We start from the raw sequence: 17,838 nt of genomic DNA, 5'->3' as shown, positions 1-17,838 counted from the left end.
TTCAGCGGTGGCCGGGCCGGCCACTACATATCGAGGGTGGCGCCGCCGTCCACGCGCAGGTCGTGCAGCGTGATGTGGCGCGCGGCGTCGGAGGCGAGGAACAGCACCGACTCGGCGATGTCGGCGGGGTCGGCGATGCGCTGCAACGGGATTCCCAGGCGGTGCGCCTGCTGGTCGCCGGCGAGGACGGCATCGCGGTCGGCGTCGGAACTCCACATGTCACGCAGCATCGGGGTGTCGGTGGACCCGGGACTGACGATGTTGACGCGTACCCCGGCCGAGGCGACCGCCAGGCCGACGCTGCGCGCATACGAGGTGGCGGCGGCCTTGGATGCGGCATAGGCCGACATCGCGATCCGCGGGGTGGCACCGGCATTGCTCGAGATCACCACCACCGAACCCGACCGCCGCCCGGCGAGGGAGGCGGTGGTGATGTCGAGGACGTTGCGGACACCGGTCGCGTTGACCGCCATACAGCGGTCCCAGTCGTCACTCATCACACCGGCGGCCGAGATCACCACGTCCACGGGCGCCTCTGATTCCAGCGCCCGCCACGCCTCGGCGACGGCGTCCCGGTCGGTGACGTCGACGGCGGTGTCCACACCGGCCCCCGACGTCAGGTCCCAGCCGATCACGGTGGCCCCGACGTTGCGGAGCGCTGCGCAGACGGCCGTCCCGATCCCGCCGCCGGCACCGGTGACCAGCACTCGGCGGCCGGAGAGCCCGGATACCCGAGGGGAGTCGGTCACGCCCGGCCCCTGCCGCTGACCACCGCTGACTCTCCCGGGGCCGGAGCAGGGGTGAGGGCGTCGAGCACATCGGCCGTACTGGTCACGCGGCCCGCACGCTTGGCGATGTAGTCGGCCGCCATCTGATGCTCGTCGCGGGTGAAGTCACCGACGGCGTCGACGACGAAGAACGGCTCGACATCGCTCATGAACGCCTCGGTGGCGCTGATCATGCATCCCATGTGCGCGTAGACGCCGACGACGATCAGCTGGTCCCGCTGATGACGTGCGAGCAACTGGCGGAGGTCGGTGCGCTGGAAGCCCGAGTACCGCCACTTGGTGACCTGGATGTCGTCGCCGGCCGGGGCGAGCTCGTCGATGATCTCCTCGTCGCGACCGCAATCGAGTCCGCGACCCCAGAAGTCGGCGAGGATGCCGCGCCGGGACGGATGCTGATCGCCCGGCTGTGCGGTGTACACCACCGGCACCCCGGCACGCCGGCAGGCCTCACGGATCGAGACCATGTTCGGCAGGGCGGTGGCCATCGGTTCCTGGGTGACGTCGTAGGCGTCGATGAAATATCGCTGCATGTCGTGGACGAGGAGCGCGCACCTGTCCGGGTGCAATGTCCAGTCGACTCGAGCCGGGAACGGTCCGGCGGGGATCTGGTACGGAGCAATGGAGGGGATCGGCACGCCTTTAGGGTAGCCTCACCTCGTGCGTGTGATGTCATGGCCCTCGGAACTTGCCCAGAAATATCGCCAGAACGGGGTGTGGTCGGACGAGACGTTCGACGACATCGTCGCCCGCAAGGCGTCCGACCCGGCGTTCGCCGACAAGGTCGCCGTGGTGGATGCCGACCGCTCACTGACCTACGCCGAACTCGACGACCGGGTCGGACGTCTGGCCGCGGGGCTGGCCGAACTGGGCATCGCCCCCGACGACCGCGTCCTGCTGCAGATCCCGAACTCGGTGGCCTACATCGAGGCGGTCTTCGCCGTGTTCCGCATGCGGGCGCTGCCGGTGTTCGGTCTGCCCGCGCACCGGGCGACCGAACTGGTCGGCGTGGCCCGCTCGGCCGACGCGGTGGCGATCATCTCCCCGGCATCGACACGCGGATTCGACTACCGGGCCCTCGCCGAGACGGTGCGCGAGCAGGTCGACACGGTCCGCCACCTGATCGACTCCGACGACCTGGAGCAGTTCTGGGCCGAACCGCGCGACCACGGACGGGCCGACCCCGAGGATCTCGGGTTCCTCCAGTTGTCCGGCGGCAGTACCGGTGTGCCCAAACTGATCCCACGGACCCACGCCGACTACCTCTACAGCGTTCGACGCAGCAACGAGGTGTGCGGTGTCGACCAGGACACCGTCTACCTGGTGGTGCTGCCTGCCGCCCACAACTTCCCGATGAGCTCACCGGGCATCCTGGGTGCCCTCCATGCGGGTGGCACCGTGGTGCTCGCGGCGGCACCGCTGCCGTCGGTGGCGTGGGAACTGGTGCAACGTGACCGCGTCACGATGGTCGGTCTGGTACCGCCGCTGGCGCGGATCTGGACCGAGACCGCCGAGGGCGGCACCGACTTCGACCTGTCCAGTCTGGCGACGGTCCAGGTGGGTGGGGCCCGGTGCCCCGACGAGCTGGCCCGCCGCATCTCCCCGGCGCTCGGGGTGACCCTCCAGCAGGTGTTCGGGATGGCCGAGGGACTGGTCTGCTACACCGGCCTCGACGACCCCGAGGACGAGGTGACCGGGACCCAGGGACGCCCGATGTCGGAGTGGGACGAGCTCCGGCTGGTCGACGAGGACGGCGTGCCGGTCACCGACGGGCCGGGCTTCCTGGAAACCCAGGGGCCGTACACGATCCGTACGTACTGGAAGGACGCGAGTCCGTCGTCGTTCGCCGACGACGGGTGGTACCGCACCGGTGACGTCGTCGAGCTGACCGGGCGGGGAAACCTCATCGTCCGGGGCCGGGGCACCGACCGGATCAACCGTGGTGGCGAAAAGGTGTCGGCCGAACAGGTCGAAGAACACATCCTGGCCCACCCGGCGGTGCGGGACGTGATCGTGGTGGCGAGTTCGGATCAGTACCTGGGTGAACGAACCTGCGCCTACGTGATCCCCGCCGATCTGGCCGAACCGCCGACGCTGGGTGTGCTGCGCGCCTTCGTGCGGGCATCCGGTCTCGCCGAGTGGAAGCTGCCGGACGCGATCAAGGTGATCGAGGCGTTCCCCGAGACCGGGGTCGGCAAGGTGAGCCGTAAGAAGCTGCGGGAGTTGCTGACCCACTGAGCGGGGCACCGGGCCCGGCCGCCCGGGTCCCTCGGCCGGACCGTTCACCGCCCCACCGGGATCTCCCGGTGGGGCGGAGTGCTCAGCCCACCGGGGTGCGGGCCGGCGCCTCGGCCCGCACCGCACGCAACGACCCCAGCACCAGTGCCGCCACCACTGCGGCGGCCAGCAACATCAGGCTGTAGTAGACGACTGCGGTGGAGGCCACCCAGAGCGACCCGAAGGCGCCCGCGACCAGCGCGCCGACGGTGACACCACAGACCTCTTGCGCCATCCAGATCCCGTTGACCCGGCCGAGCAGCGGTCCCGGGGTGTGGTGCTGGATCAGCGTGTACCGCAACACTTCCTGGATGGCCTCGAGGAATCCGATCACCACCAGCAGGATGATCGCGAGCCAGGCATAGGACGCCAGACCGAACAGCGCCATCAGCGCGAACGTCGCGACGAGTGAGCCGAGCAACAGACGTCCGGGCCGCGCCACCGCAGCCAGCCATCCGCTGGTGAGCGCCGCGACCATCGCACCGGTTGCCACCGCCGCGAACAACAGGCCGGTGACCGACGGGTTGGCGTCGAAGCGCTGGGCGACCAGCGCGGGCAGCAGGGCGACGATGCCGGGTGCGAACATCGCGATCACGCCGACCACCATCACCGCACCCACCACGCGCTGGCTCCGGAGGAATGCCTGCAGCGACGGGACCGGTACGGGCGGAGCGTCGGCGGACGAACCGGGTTCGGAGAGCGACGGTTCGGGTGCGGCCGACCCGTCGGGAATCGCGTCGTCGGGGATCTCGTCGTCGAGGACCGCGGCATGCGGGGGCAACGACGGCAGACCGCTGATCACGATCACCGTGATGAAGGCGAGCACGGCGGCGACGGTATAGGCCCACTCGACACCCGCCGCGCCGATGACGAAGCCGGCGATACCCGGCGACACCGCCGACCCGATGCGCACGGTGAGCGCCCCGATCGCCCCGACCGCGGCAAGATGCCGCCGCGGGATGAGTGTGGGTACCGCCGCCATCAGCGCCGACGTCGACAATGCGCCGATCAGACCGTCGACCAGTGCCAGTACGTAGAGCACCGGCACCGCGGCCGACGACCCGAAGGCGCCGAACGCATTGGCCGCCAGCCCCGCGAACGAGAGCGCCGCCGCGGACCGTCCCACCAGGATCAGCAGCTTGCGATCGAACCGATCGGCGAGCACGCCGCCGAGCAACATCCCGACGAAGGTGGCGACACCGGTCACCGCGGTGGCCGCACCGACCTGCACCGACGATCCGGTGAGGTCGTACATCTGCACCGGGACCGACACCAGCAGCATGCCGATCGCGATGAGTGAGATCAAGCGTGCGACGAAGATCCGCCGGAACGGTGCCGACACCCGCAAGGGCGTGATGTCGATCAGCAGCCCTCGGGCCTTACCCGCCATGTCAGATTCCTCCTGCGGCATCGGGCTCCGACCCGGCGTCCGGGTTCGAAGCGGTGTCGCTCGCCGTGGCGGCGAGTTCGGTGAGTTCGGTGGCCCACCGGTCGGCGAGGGCCGCGACGGCATCGGCGTCGACGACGCCGGGCTGATACACCCATGTCGCCAGCAGGCGCGGACCATCGGGACCGTCGACGGTGGTGACGTTGACGATCAGGCCGTAGGCCGCGGGCATCTGCTCGCCCGGGCCCACCTCGGCCGACTCCGGTGCCATACCCCAGCCCTCGAAGTCGAAGGAGCGGTAGCGGCCCAGATAGTTGAACTCGATGGCCGCGCCGGGCAGTTCCTCGCCCGCGAGGTAGCGCAGCAGACCGTATCCGAGTCCGCCGTCGGGCATCGACGCGCGTTGGCGGGTGAGCGAGCGCGCCTGCTCGGTGGTCGATCCGGTACCGCCGACCACCACCGGGTGGACCGCGGTGAACCAGCCGACGCTGCCGGTCAGATCGGCACCCGGCACCGCCTGTTCCTCGCGGCCGTGGCCCTCGAGGTCGACCAGCGTCGGCGCGGGCAATGCGGCACCGAGCGCACCGAGCAGCAGGTCGTCGACGGCCACGCCGCTCCGGGCGGGCACCGGACCGAGAAGCGCACGGGCGGCGTCCGATTCGATGGCGACCCGATACTGGACGGCATGTGCGTCGCGGTCGACCGCGGGATCGACCTGCCGCCGGAAGGGCTGCCCGGCAACCGAACCGGCGACCTCCCGCCACCGGTCGAGTTCGGCGCTGCGGTCGAGGGTGACCAGCTCGCGGGCCCACGCACCGAAGCCGGGCGGCACCGGGCCGAGCGACACCGGCCCGCCGGTACTGCACTGGGTGTAGGCGGCGACGAGTTCGGGCACCAGGACTCGCCACGACACACCGTCGACGACGAGGTGGTGCACGGCGACCAGCAGCCGGCCCGCAGCATCACCGTGATCGATCCAGGTCACCGCGACCATCACGCCGCCGGCCGGGTCGAGGCGATCCCGGGTGCGCCGGGCCACCGCCTCGACATCGGGGTCGGTCTCGCGCAGCACCGGTATGACCGGCGCGGTCGCGGCGATGTCGAATCGCCACGGCATCTCGTCGGCGACCAGACGGGCCCGCAGCATCGGATGGCGCTCGACGAGCGCGGCCACGGCCTGCTCCATCGCGGTGACATCGATCCCGGCCGGCACCGTCAGCAGCGCCGACTGGTGGAATCCGCGGATGACGTCGGCATCCGAGCCGGCCACCTCCTGCAGCCACCGGACGATGGGGGTCGCGGGCACCGCGCCCGAGGTCACCTCGACGAGCGGTTCGATCGGGCCGTCGGCGGTCGAGATGTGGGCGGCGAGCTCGGCCGGGGTGGCGTGGGTCATCACGTCGCGCGGACCGACCACGAAGCCGTCCGCCCGCAGCCGGGCGACCAGTTGCATCGCCACGATGCTGTCACCACCGAGCTCGGCGAACGCATCGTCGACACCGATCTCCTCGACGTCGATGTCGAGCACATCGCCGAAGGCACGGCAGATCTGATGCTCTGCCGGGGTCTGCGGCCGGCGCCCCGAGTGGGCGATCGACGGAAGCGGCAGCGCACGGCGGTCGATCTTGCCGTTCGGCAGGGTGGGGAACCGGTCGCAGACGACGATCGCCGCGGGAACCATGTAGTCGGGCAGCACCGCACGTACCGCGGCCCGCAGGCCGGCCGGATCGAGATCCACCCGGCCGTCGTCGCCGACGACGTAGCCGATCAGGCGACCCGAGCGTTCCACGGCGATCGCCGAGGCCACCCCGTCGACCGCACCGAGTGCGGTCTCGACGTCGCCGAGTTCCACGCGATGTCCGCGGATCTTGACCTGGTCGTCGCCGCGGCCGCGGTACTCGATGTGTCCGGTCGGACTCCAGCGCACCGCATCGCCGGTGCGATACATCCGGGAGCCGTCGGCGGCGAACGGGTCGGCGACGAACCGTTCGCCGGTGAGATCCCCGCGACCGAGATATCCGCGGGCCAATCCGGCCCCGGCCAGGTACAGCTCGCCGTCCACCCCGTCGGCGACGGGGGTCAGGTACTCGTCGAGCACGTAGGCGCGCATACCGTCCACCGGGCGCCCGATCACCGGCCGTTCGGTGTCGGAGACCCTCGCCACGAGTGCGTCGACGGTGCCCTCGGTGGGTCCGTACAGGTTGTAGCCGTCGGAATCGGCGAGCTCACGCCACCGGCCCCACTGCGCCTGCGACACCGCCTCGCCGCCGAATCCGAATGCCGCCATGGACGATTCGACACCGCCGAGTGCGGCGAGGTGCGACGGGGTGAGTTCCAGGAAGTCCCAGCCCTCACCGGTCAGGGTCGCGGCGAGTGCCTCGGCGTCGCGCTGGGTGTCGGCGTCGACGATGCTCACCTCGTGACCGTCGAGCAGCCACAGCTGCGGCTGCCATGACGCATCGAAGGCCAGCGACCAGGCGTGACCGACCCGCAGCCGGTCGCGGCCGGTGCGCAGCCGGGCCGGTTCGTGCAGCATCCGCCGGTGGCTGGCGAACAGGTTGGCCAGCGCGCGGTTCGGGATCACCACACCCTTCGGGACACCGGTCGAGCCGGAGGTGAAGATCACATAGGCGGGGTGCTCCGGCCGTAGCGGTGCGACGCGGCGCACCGGCAGGGCCGACTCCGATTCGGTTGCCGGGGCGAGCATTTCGTCGTCCAGGCGATCGATCGTGTACCGGGGGCGGGCCACCGCCGTCATCGCCTGCACGCGCTCGTCCGGGGTGTCGGGCTCGATCGGCAGATATGCCGCACCGGCATAGAGCACACCGAAGATCGCCTCGAGTGCGGCGACCCCGCGCGGCAGCCGGACCACCACCACGTCCTCAGGGCCGACACCGGCCAGGGCCAGACGTCCGGCGATGACCCGCACACGCTCGTCGAGTTCACCGAAGGAGCGTCGTCCGTCCGGTCCGCGCAGTGCCGCGGCCCCGCGATCGCGGGCGACGACGGCGTCGAACAGGTCGGCAAAGGTCGTCGGTGTCGGGGCCGGCCGCGACAGGTCCCGGTGTTCGGCCGGGATCCGGATGTCGAGCTCACGCAGCGGGGTGTCGGCCCGGCCCGCCATGAACTCGAGGACCGACGTCAGCCGGCGGGCCATCGCCTCGACGGTGGCGCGCTCGAACAGGTCGGTGCTGTACTCGATCACGCCGCCGATCCGCACATCGCCGCGGGAGGTGTCCTCGGTGAAGTCGAACGACAGATCGAACTTGGCGGTGACCGGCGCCGGCAGCGCGGCCGGCGAATCGGCGTCGGGCAGGATGCCGTCGACGTAGACCACCATCGTCTGGAACAGCGAGTTCATCGCCGTGGATCGCTGCGGTGCAACGGCTTCCACGACCCGTTCGAACGGCACGTCCCGGTTGTCGTAGGCGTCGAGGTCCACCGACCGCACCCGTGCGAGCAGCTCGCGCGGGGTGGGATCGCCGGACAGGTCGGTACGCAGCACCAGGGTGTTCAGGAAGAACCCGACGAGGTCGTCGAGGCGGGTGTCCGAGCGCACCGTGACCGGGGTGCCGACCGGGATGTCGGTGCCGCCGCCGAGACGGGACAACAGCACGGCCACCGCGGTGCGGATCACCATGAACATCGATGTGCCCGTGGCCGATGCGAGCGTGCGCAAGGCGTCGGCCAGATCCGGTTCGAGGAACAGGAACACCCCGTCACCCCGGCCGGTGGGCCGCGGCGGACGCGTGTGGTCGTAGGGCAGTGCCAGCTCGTCGGGCAGCCCGGCGAGCGCGGTGCGCCAGAAGTCGAGCTGACGATCGCCACGGCCGCCGTCGATCACCGCACGCTGCCAGGCGGCGAAGTCGCCGTACTGCAGCGGCAGCGCATCCCACTCGGGTGCCGCACCGCGTTGCCGTGCCCGGTAGGCGGTAGACAGGTCGGCGCGCAGCGGAGGTGCCGACCACTCGTCGGTGGCGATGTGGTGGATCGTCACCACGGCGACGTGGTCGGTGGTGGCGACCCGGATCGGGACCTCGGTGGCCAGATCGAAGGCATGTGCGCTCGAGCGGGTGAGTTCGGCGGGATCGTCGACGTGCTCGACGACGATCTCGGGGTCGGCGAGGACCTCCGGCCGCTGGTCGGGGTAGCGGGTGCGGAGCACCTCGTGACGGCCGACGAGATCGCGCACCGCGGCCCGCAGGACGTCGATGTCGATGATCTCGTCCGCGCCGGCCGGGCCGCCCGGACGCCACATCAGCGGCACGTTGTAGGTGGTCGTCGGACCCGACAGCGTGTGCAGGGTCAGCATCCGTTCCTGCCCGTAGGACAGCACCGGCACGCCGGTGTGGCGCACGAGTTCGGGCATCGGCTCGGCCGCATCGGCCGCCCCCGAACCCAGATGTGCGGCGAGTGCGGCGACGGTCGGGGCGTCGAACAGGGTGCGCAGTTCGACGTCGAAGCCGAGGGTGCCGCGCACCAGGTTGATCACCTTGATCGCGAGCAGCGAGTGCCCGCCGAGCGCGAAGAAGTCGGCGAAGACGTCGGTGACCGGGGTGCCGAGGACCTCGGCGAAGATCTCGGCGAGATCGGACTCGAGGTCGGTGCGCGGTGCGGTGCCACCGGTGGCGGTCACGTCCGGGGCCGGCAGCGCCGCCCGGTCGATCTTGCCGGTGTGGTTGAGCGGCAGCGCGTCGACCACCATGATCGGCGACGGCACCATATACGACGGAAGCTGCGCCGACAGCGCGGCGGTGATCGTCGAGATCAGTTCTGCCGCAGGGATCGCCGAATCCTCGGCGACCACCCACGCGACCACGCGGTCACCGTCGGTGTCGACGGCTCCCGAACCCACGCCGTCGACCCCGCGCATCCGGGCCTCGATCTCGCCGAGTTCGACGCGGTTGCCGCGGACCTTGACCTGACTGTCGGCGCGCCCGACGTACTCGAGGACACCGTCACGGCGACGGACGAGGTCACCGGTCCGGTAGAGGCGGGCACCGGGGACCTCGCCGGTCACATCGGCGACGAACGAGGCCGCGGTGAGATCGGGACGCCGCAGGTAACCGCGGGCGACCGGCAGGCCGCGCACGTACAGCTCGCCGAGCGCCCCCTCGGGCACGCGGTGCAGCGCGGCGTCGAGGACCAGCAGATCGGTGCCGGTGATCGGCGTTCCGATCGGGATGGTCGGGGTGGGCGTCGATGCGACGTCGGCGACCTGATCGGTGACCACGACGGTGGTCTCGGTGGGACCGTAGGCGTTGATCAGCGCGACCTGGGGTGCGGCCTGGGCCACACGTGCCGCCAGGTCCGTGGTGAGGGCCTCGCCGCCGGCGATGATGTGCCGCAGGGTGGGCACGCCGGGCAGGTACTCGACGAACAGGTCGAGCAGCGAGGGCACGAACACCGTGGTGGTGACCGCGTTCTCGGCGATGATCTGGGCCAGACGCCGCGGGTCGCGCTGGGCGCCCGGATCGGCGACCACCGTGGTGGCCCCGGACATGAACGGCAGCAACAACTCCCAGACGGCACCGTCGAAGCCCACCGGGGTCTTCGCGAGCACCCGATCACCGGCGCCGAGGCCACCGGGGATCGACGACAGACGCCACCGGAGCACGTTGACCACACTGCGGTGATCGACCACCACACCCTTGGGCCGCCCGGTGGATCCGGACGTGAAGATCACATACGCCGGGTTCTCCGGGCGCACGGCCACCGGCCGATGCGCTGTACCCGTATCGGTGTCGCGGTCACCGGTGCCGGTGCCGGTGCCGGTGACCGGGGCGCCGAGGTGATCCAGGGTGAGGGTGGCGAAGGTGTTCTCCGACACCCCGATCCGCTCCAGATCGGCCGTGGTCTCGTCGACGATCACCACCGCGGGGCGGGCGCCGGCGAGGATGTCGCCGATGCGGGCCACGGGGAGATCGGCGTCGATCGGCAGATAGGCCGCACCGGCATACAGTGCGCCCTGCATCGCCACCAGCTGCCCGATGTGGCGCGACATCAGCACCGCCACCACCGATTCGGGGCCCACGCCGAGCGCGGTCAGCCGGGCCGCCACGTCCTGTGCGGTCCGTGCGCACTCGGCATAGGTGACCGAGCGGCCGGCGGTGTCGGTCAGTGCCACCGTGTCGGGGTGGGCCGCGGCGGTCGCCGTCAGCAGGTCGACCAGGGTGGACCCGCCGTCGGCGAACTCCGTTGCCGGGGCACCGCTCTCGGCCAGGCGCAGGGCGTCGAGATCGGCTGCGTCGAGCAGTGCGATGCGCTCGACACCGATCGCCGGATCGGCGACCACCTGATCGATCACCCGGACCAGATGGTCGAGGAGGGTGCGTGCGGTGTCCTGGTCGAACTGCGCCGTCGCATATTCCAGGCCGACGGTCAGTTCACCACCCTCCGGGGTGTCCGCACCGGTGATGTCGACAAAGGTGAACGCCAGATCGAACTTGGCGGCGACCGACGACAGCGGGGCGAATCCGGCGGGCACACCGAGGAAACTGTCGGGGGCACCACCGAAGGGCAGATACGACACGCTCACCTGGAACAGGGGATTGCGCCCGGAGACACGTGCCGGTGCGAGACGCTCCACCACCTGCTGGAACGGGATGTCCTGGTTGTCGAAGGCGGCGAGGTCGACGGCGCGGACACGCTCGACCAGCTCGCCGAAACCGGGTCGGCCACCCACGTCGACACGCAGCACCTGGGTGTCGACGAAGAAACCGATCAGATCCTCGAGCGCGGGATCGCTACGCCCGGAGATCGGGCTGCCGAGGGGGATGTCGTCGCCGGCGCCGGCCCGATGGAGCAGGGTGGCCACCAGGGCCTGGGCGACCATGAACATGCTGGCGCCGTGCGCGGAGGCGATGGCGGCCAGCCGGGCGCGGGTCGGCGCACCGATGGTCACCGTCTCGGTGGCGGCCGGACCCGGCGCACCCGCGCGGCGGGCACGATCGCGCGGGAGGGGGAGTTCATCGGGCAGGCCGGCCAGGGCCTGCTCCCAGTAGGCGAGCTGCGCCGGACCGCGTTCGGAGACGCGGTCACGTTGCCACAGCGCGTAATCGGCGTACTGCACGGGCAGGGGTGCGAACTCCGGCGCGGTGCCGGCCAGGCGTGCGGCATAGGCGATCGAGAGATCGGTCAGCAACGGCCGGTCCGACCACTCGTCGGTGGCGATGTGGTGCAGCGCGATGGTCAGCAGCCCCGCGGTGCGACGATCGGCGTCGGTGTCCCGGCCGCCGGTCGCTCCACCGGCCAGTGGCCCCGCCTCGACCAGGTCGAGGCGCACCCGGATGGGTGGAGCCGCGGTGAGGTCGAACGGCCGGGTCAGGACCTCGCGCGCCCGCTCACCGAGCGCGACGTCGAGGGCGTGCGCGTCGTCGGCGGTCACGGTCGTGACCTCGACGATGTCGGGCACCTCGGCCACGTCGAGAATCCGCTGCGACACCTCACCGGCCGCCGATTCGGCGAAGACCGTCCGCAGGCTCTCGTGCCGGGCGAGGACGTCGGCGAGTGCCGCCCGGAGGGCGTCGGGATCGATCGCCCCGTACAGCCGCACCACATGCCCGTAGTGATAGGAGGTGTCGGTCGGGTCGAGCCGGTGCAGCACCCAGAGCCGTTCCTGGGCGGGGGAGAGCGGGATGTCCTGCGGGCGATCGCCCACCACGATGTCGGTGGTCGAGCCGGTGACCTGCACACGCGCCGCGATCTCGGCGACGGTGCGGGCCTCGAACAGATCGCGGATGGCCAGCTGCGCACCGAGCTCGGTCCGCACCGACGACACCAGCTTCATCGCCGACATCGAGTGCCCGCCGAGCTCGAAGAAGTCGTCGTCGACACCCACCTCGGGAAGCCCGAGGACCTCGGCGAACACGTCGGCCAGACGCCGTTCGACGTCGGTCCGCGGGGCGCGGTGGGTGGTGGCCGGGCGAGGCTCGGGCAGGGCCTTCACGTCGAGTTTGCCGTTGACGGTCATCGGGAACTCCGCGACCGCCGCGAACAGCGTCGGCACCATGTAGTCCGGCAGACCGCCGGCCAGGCGCCGGCGGATGTCGGCGAAGTCCACCCCGGCCTCCCGTTCGGCCGGGATCACATAGGCCACAAGGCGTTTGATGGACGGGTCGCCCGGATCGGCGGCCGCCACGACCGCGGCCGAGGCGATGTCGTCCAGCGCGGTGAGCGCGGCGTCGATCTCGCCGAGCTCGACGCGGTAGCCGCGCACCTTGACCTGGTCGTCGGTGCGGCCGAGGAAATCGAGATTGCCGTCGGGTCGGATCCGCATCAGATCGCCGGTGCGGTAGAGGCGCCCGCCCGCCGCGAACGGGTCGGCGACGAAGCGTTCGGCGGTCAGGTCCGGGCGGCCGAGGTAGCCGCGGGCGAGACCGGCGCCGCTGATGTAGAGCTCACCGGCCACACCCGACGGCACCGGCCGCAGCCAGGGGTCGAGGAGGTGGGCGTGGGTGTTCCAGATCGGGGTGCCCACCGACGAGGTCGGCGACTCGTCGGTGCCGATGCCCAACGTGTTGATGGTGTACTCGGTGGGGCCGTACAGGTTGTAGCCGAAGGTCTTCGGGTTCTCCCGCAGTCGCGTCCACACCGGGTCGCCGACGGCCTCGCCGCCGAGCAGGACCAGCGGCGGGACGTGGCCGTCGCCGGTTCCGGAGCCGGAGCCGGAACGTTCGTCGAGCAGTCCGTCGGCGAACAGCTGGGCCGCATACGTCGGGGTCACGTTCACCACGTCGATCCGGTGTTCGGCGCAGTAGTCGACGAGGGCCGCCGAGTCACGGCGCAGATCCTCGTCACAGACGTGCACCTCGTGGCCCTCGACCAGCCACAGCAACTCCTCCCACGACATGTCGAAGGCGAAGGACACGGTGTGGGCGATCCGCAGCCGGCCGGTGATCCCGGCCGCCCGGGCGACCTCGATCGCCGGCTCGAACACCTTCTCGCGGTGGTTGAGCTGCATGTTGGTCAGACCGCGGTACGGCGTCACCACACCCTTGGGCTTGCCGGTTGAACCGGAGGTGTAGATCACATATGCGGTCCAGTCCGGGTCGACGTGCGGTGGCGTCCACTCGGCCGCACGCGGTGCGGGCAGATCGTCGATGGCCAGGATCGGGACTCCGGCATCGGCGAAACGGGCACCGGTCCGGCTGTGCGACAGGATGATCCGGGGACGTGCGTCGTCGATGATGGTCAGGAGACGGTCATCGGGGTGGTCGAGTTCGAGCGGCAGATAGGCCGCGCCGGCCCGCAGGATCGCGAACAGCGCCACCACGGTCTCGGTGCTGCGCGGAATCGCCAGCGCCACCACGGTTTCGGGGCCCACACCGTGATCGGACAGCACATGCGCCACCCGATCGACCTCGGATTCGAGCTCGGCATAGGTCATCCGCTGATCACCCGACACCAGGGCGTCGGCGTCGGGGATCAGGGCGGCCCGGTGTCCGAGCAGGGTCGAGACGGTCTCGTCTGGCAGATCGTGCACGGGGCCCACCAGGCCGGTGTCGCCGGGCAGGCTCAGATCCAGTGCGGCGACCGGGGTGTGCAGATGCGCGCCGATCGCCTCGAGGGCGAGGCGGAACCGCGCGAGGAAGGCCGTGGCGGCGGCCGCGTCGACGAGGTCCTCGCGATATTCGACGCGGAACCGGATGTCGTGCGACGGCGTCACCACGAGCGCGATCGGGTAGTGGGTGTGGTCGAGGCTGCCCTCGCCGATCACGTCGTGCAGTGCCGACTGGGTGCGCTCCTCCTCCTCGGTCCGGAAGTTCTGGAGCACGTAGAGCACGTCGAACAGCACCGGGTGACCGGTCTCCTGCTGGAGCCGGCCGAGCCCGAGATGGTCGTAGGCCATCATCTCGACCCGATCGGACTGCATGCGGCGCAACAGATCCAGGACCGTCTCGTCCGGACGCAGCACGGTGCGCACCGGCACGGTGTTGAGGAACAACCCGATCACGGTGTCGATCCCGGGGACCTCGGTGGGCCGGCCGGCCACCGTCGAGCCGAAGGCCACGTCGGTGCGTCCCAGCTGACGCGACAGCGTGAGGTTGAGCGCGGCGGTCAGGACGGTGTTGAGGGTCACTCCGGCGGCGCGGGCGTCTGCGCGCAGGCGGTCGGAGAACTCGACGCCGAGATCGACGTCGGTGCGGTGCGGGGCACGCGGTGTGGTGGCCGCGGCCCGCGGGGCGATCAGGGCGGGCTCGTCGTAGCCGTCGAGATGGGAGATCCAGGCGGCCAGGGCATCGGCGTCGTCGACGCCCCGCGCCAGCCATGCCAGGTAGTCCCGCATCGAGGCCTCGCGCGCGGGCACCGGCGTCCCGTTGAGGTGGGCCAGCAACCGCGACACGAACAGGCCACCGGACCAGCCGTCCCACAACAGGAATCGGCGATTGACCACCAGTCGGTCCTGCCCGCCGGGCAGGTGCACCAGTCGCATCCGCCACAGCGGTGCCCGCTCGAGTGCGAATCCGGTCCGGCGGTCGTCGGCGAGCAGGGCCTCGAGCTGCGCGGCAGCCTCTTCCGGTGCCGACGCGGACAGGTCCACGTCCACGACGTCGGGCTGCACCTCGGCGGCGATCACCTGCAGGGGCCTGCCGTCGACCTCGACGAATGCCGCTCGCAGCTCCGGGTTGGCGTCGAGCAGCGACCGGGCGGCGCGTCGCAGCTCGGCGACATCGATGCGATGGCCGAAGTCCAGCCAGAACTGGGCGGTGTAGATGTCGGCGTCGGCATCCATCCGGGCCTGGTAGTACAGACCCTCCTGCAACGGCGTGAGCGGCCAGACGTGCTCGATCTCGCCGTGGGCCGCGGCCAGGGCGTCGAGCGTCCCGGCGCCCAGGGTCACCAGCCGATCGTCGGCCAGTGCGGTCACCGCGGCGGTGATGGCCTCGGCGAGTTCGCCTGCCGCCTCGACCCGTTCGGCGTCGACGTGCACCTCGACCGTCCACGACGCGGCCGGGTCGTCCGGGGTGTCGGTGCCCGGGGTGTCGGTGGCCGGGGCCGTGGGGTCGGCCGGGACGACGGCGACGGTCACCGGATGGGCGGTGGGCAGACCGAAGTCGCCGACGAGCACGTCGGCATCGGCGATCTCGCCGGCGGTGCGGGCGGCCCCGAGTGCGGCGGCCACCTGCGGGGACAGGTGGGCCAGGACGTCGAAGGGCGGTCCCGGTACGGCGTCGGCGGTCCCGGTGCGCAGGTCGATCCGGGTGGGGGTCAGACCCAGCAGCGGGCCGCCGGTGCGGGCGGCGCCGGCGGGCCGCAGATCGGTCACCACGTCGACGAGCAGATGGGTACCCACGCGTCCGTCCAGCACACCGGCGATCGCCTCGGCGACGGCGAGGGCGACCGCTCCGGAATCGGGGGCCGTCGGTGCGTCGATCGGCCGGCGGCGGGTCACCGGTGCGGCCGGGACCTCCTGGTCTGCCGACAGGGCGGCCGCCCCCTCGGGCCGGGGGAGCCCGGCACCGGGTGCGAGGACCTCGAGCCACCGGTTCAGCGACGACGGATCGGCGGCCCGGCCGGTCAGATCCACGCCGACCCGGCCGAGCGAGACCGGCACGGGATCGACGTCCACCTCGCGACCCCGGGCGAGATCGTCGAAGGCGGCCACCAGATCCGAGCGCAGGATCCCCACGGTCACCGGGTCGGTGAGTGCGGCACCGACCCACAGGGTCAGCTGTCCCGATGCCGGGTCGTAGACGGCCCGCGGGAGCTCCGGTGCCGCGATGTCGGCGGGCTCACCCGTGCCGGGGGCGTCGGCGGGCCCGGTGACCGGGATCGACGCGGCGTCGGCGGGGGCGGTGGACAGCGTCCACAGGATGGGGACGGGGCGCAGCAGCGAGGTCCGCAGCACGTCGTGGCGGGCGGCGACCGCACCGACGATCTCCGCGACCGTCTCCATCGGGGTGCCGGCAGGTGCGGCGACACGAACAGCCCTGGGCGCCAGGGTGTCCGGCTCGGTGCCGGCCACCCGCAGCCGATGCAGCGACGGGGTGAGCGCGGGTGCGGGCATCGGCTCGTCCTGCACGACGACGGGGTCGCCCAGACCGGCGAGCCGCGAGGTCGGCGCGGTGGACAGCCGGGTGAGGAAGGCGTCGAACTCCTCGGTGATCCGGCGGGCCCCCGCAGCGGCCTCGGGTACCGCGCGCACGATGACCTCGGCGGGAAGTCCCTTGCGGCGCAGCTGGATCTGTATCTCGACATCGGAGACCGGGCCCGAGGCGAGCGCATGCGCCGCCGTCTCGTGTCCGCCGATCGTGTGCTGCGTGGTGTGCGCCATGACATTCACGCCGAGCCCGAACATCCGGTACCGGCCGGCGTCCGCGGGGGCGGAGGCGGCCAGTGCACGTCCGAGATCCTCGGCGCGGAAACGGCTTCGGGGCAGAAGCCCGTACAGTGCGCGGTCGACGTGCAGTGCGAGGTCGCCGAGACGGTCGCGGCCGGACGCGGCGACACGCAGCGGCAGCACGCTGGTGACCATCGACGGTGCGGTCCGGGTCTGCCGATCGAGCCGGCCGGTCACCGGGAGCGCGAACACGAGGTCCTCACGACCGGTGCGGGCGTGGGCGAACGCCGCGACGGCGGCGATCAGCATGACCGCCGGGCGCACCCCCTTGTCGGAGGCGAGGGACCGTAGCACGGCCAGCCGGTCGGCATCGATGTCGAAGCGGGCCTGGGTGACGCCGAACCCCGGTGCGAGATCGTCGTCGAGCAACCGAACCGGTTCGGGGCGGTCACCCATCAGCTCGGTCCAGTACCGGCGGTCGACCTCGAACTCCGGACCACTGCGGTAGGCGGACTCGGCGGCCACCACGTCGGACAGGGCCCAGCTGCCCCGATACCGCGGGGTGTCGGTCTCGTCGTCGGCGGCGGCGTCATAGGCGGTGCGCACGGTGTCGGTGAACGAGATCAGACCCATGCCGTCACAGACCAGGTGGTGCACCTTGTAGTAGGTGAACACCGCGGTCGCCGGTTCGGCGGAGTCGTCACCGACCAGCAACAGCCGGAACTCGCTGAGTGGTCCGGTGTGGATGTCCATCGGCTCGGCCATGTCCCGGCGCATCCACTCGTGTGCGTCGCTGCCGCGCAGGTCGACCACCGGGATCTCGAAATCGGTGATCGGCAACAGCCGCTGGGTGATCTCACCGTCGACCTCGGCGAAGACGGCGCGCAGTGCCTCGGCCCGGTCGATGACCCGCAGCATCGTGGAACGCAGCAGGTCGAGGTCGATCGACGCCGACATCTCGATGTAGAGACCGGTGTTGTAGAGCGACGGATCGGCCGCCATCTGCATGGCGAGATAGATGTCGCGCTGTCCGGCCAGGACCGGGTAGGGATGGTCGGTGGCGTCGGTCGACGAGGACAGGCGGGGGATCGAGGTCACGAACACTC

The 17,838-nt window shown here is 71.2% G+C and carries 5 protein-coding genes; 1 reads left to right on the top strand and 4 read right to left on the bottom strand.

Features of this window, described 5'->3' with window-relative positions:
• Positions 1-23 precede the first annotated feature (23 nt).
• Both Q9K23_RS01030 and Q9K23_RS01025 read right to left on the bottom strand, forming a co-directional pair.
• Positions 24-749, bottom strand: a complete 726-nt coding sequence (locus Q9K23_RS01030) for an SDR family NAD(P)-dependent oxidoreductase (RefSeq protein ID WP_053776749.1) — start codon at positions 747-749, stop codon at positions 24-26.
• Positions 746-1,423: an isochorismatase family protein gene (locus Q9K23_RS01025; protein ID WP_020793707.1), complete on the bottom strand. Its 678-nt coding sequence runs from the start codon at positions 1,421-1,423 to the stop codon at positions 746-748. Before Q9K23_RS01025 ends, Q9K23_RS01030 begins: the two co-directional genes overlap by 4 nt.
• A gap of 31 nt (positions 1,424-1,454) precedes the next feature.
• On the opposite strand from Q9K23_RS01025, the gene Q9K23_RS01020 reads away from it, so the two are divergent.
• A complete protein-coding gene (locus Q9K23_RS01020; RefSeq protein WP_053776822.1) occupies positions 1,455-3,023 on the top strand; it encodes an AMP-binding protein in 1,569 nt (522 codons plus the stop codon).
• A gap of 82 nt (positions 3,024-3,105) precedes the next feature.
• On the opposite strand, the gene Q9K23_RS01015 is transcribed toward Q9K23_RS01020, so the two are convergent.
• Positions 3,106-4,452, bottom strand: a complete 1,347-nt coding sequence (locus Q9K23_RS01015; protein WP_053776750.1) for an MFS transporter — start codon at positions 4,450-4,452, stop codon at positions 3,106-3,108.
• Between the two features lies 1 nt (position 4,453).
• Complete coding sequence (locus Q9K23_RS01010) at positions 4,454-17,830, bottom strand: non-ribosomal peptide synthetase (protein ID WP_305950347.1); 13,377 nt, start codon at positions 17,828-17,830, stop codon at positions 4,454-4,456.
• Positions 17,831-17,838 lie beyond the last annotated feature (8 nt).

Origin of the sequence: Gordonia sp. NB41Y, from assembly GCF_030718915.1 — a bacterium.
Classification (GTDB): domain Bacteria; phylum Actinomycetota; class Actinomycetes; order Mycobacteriales; family Mycobacteriaceae; genus Gordonia; species Gordonia desulfuricans.
The sequence above is the reverse complement of the archived record's forward strand: the minus strand, read 5'-3'. Positions and strand labels throughout refer to the sequence as shown.

Coding starts and splice junctions, on each gene's coding strand:
- Q9K23_RS01020 (WP_053776822.1), top strand. CDS start 1,455: ATGTCATGGCCCTCGGAACTTGCCCAGAAATATCGCCAGAACGGGGTG.
- Q9K23_RS01015 (WP_053776750.1), bottom strand. CDS start 4,452: ATGGCGGGTAAGGCCCGAGGGCTGCTGATCGACATCACGCCCTTGCGG.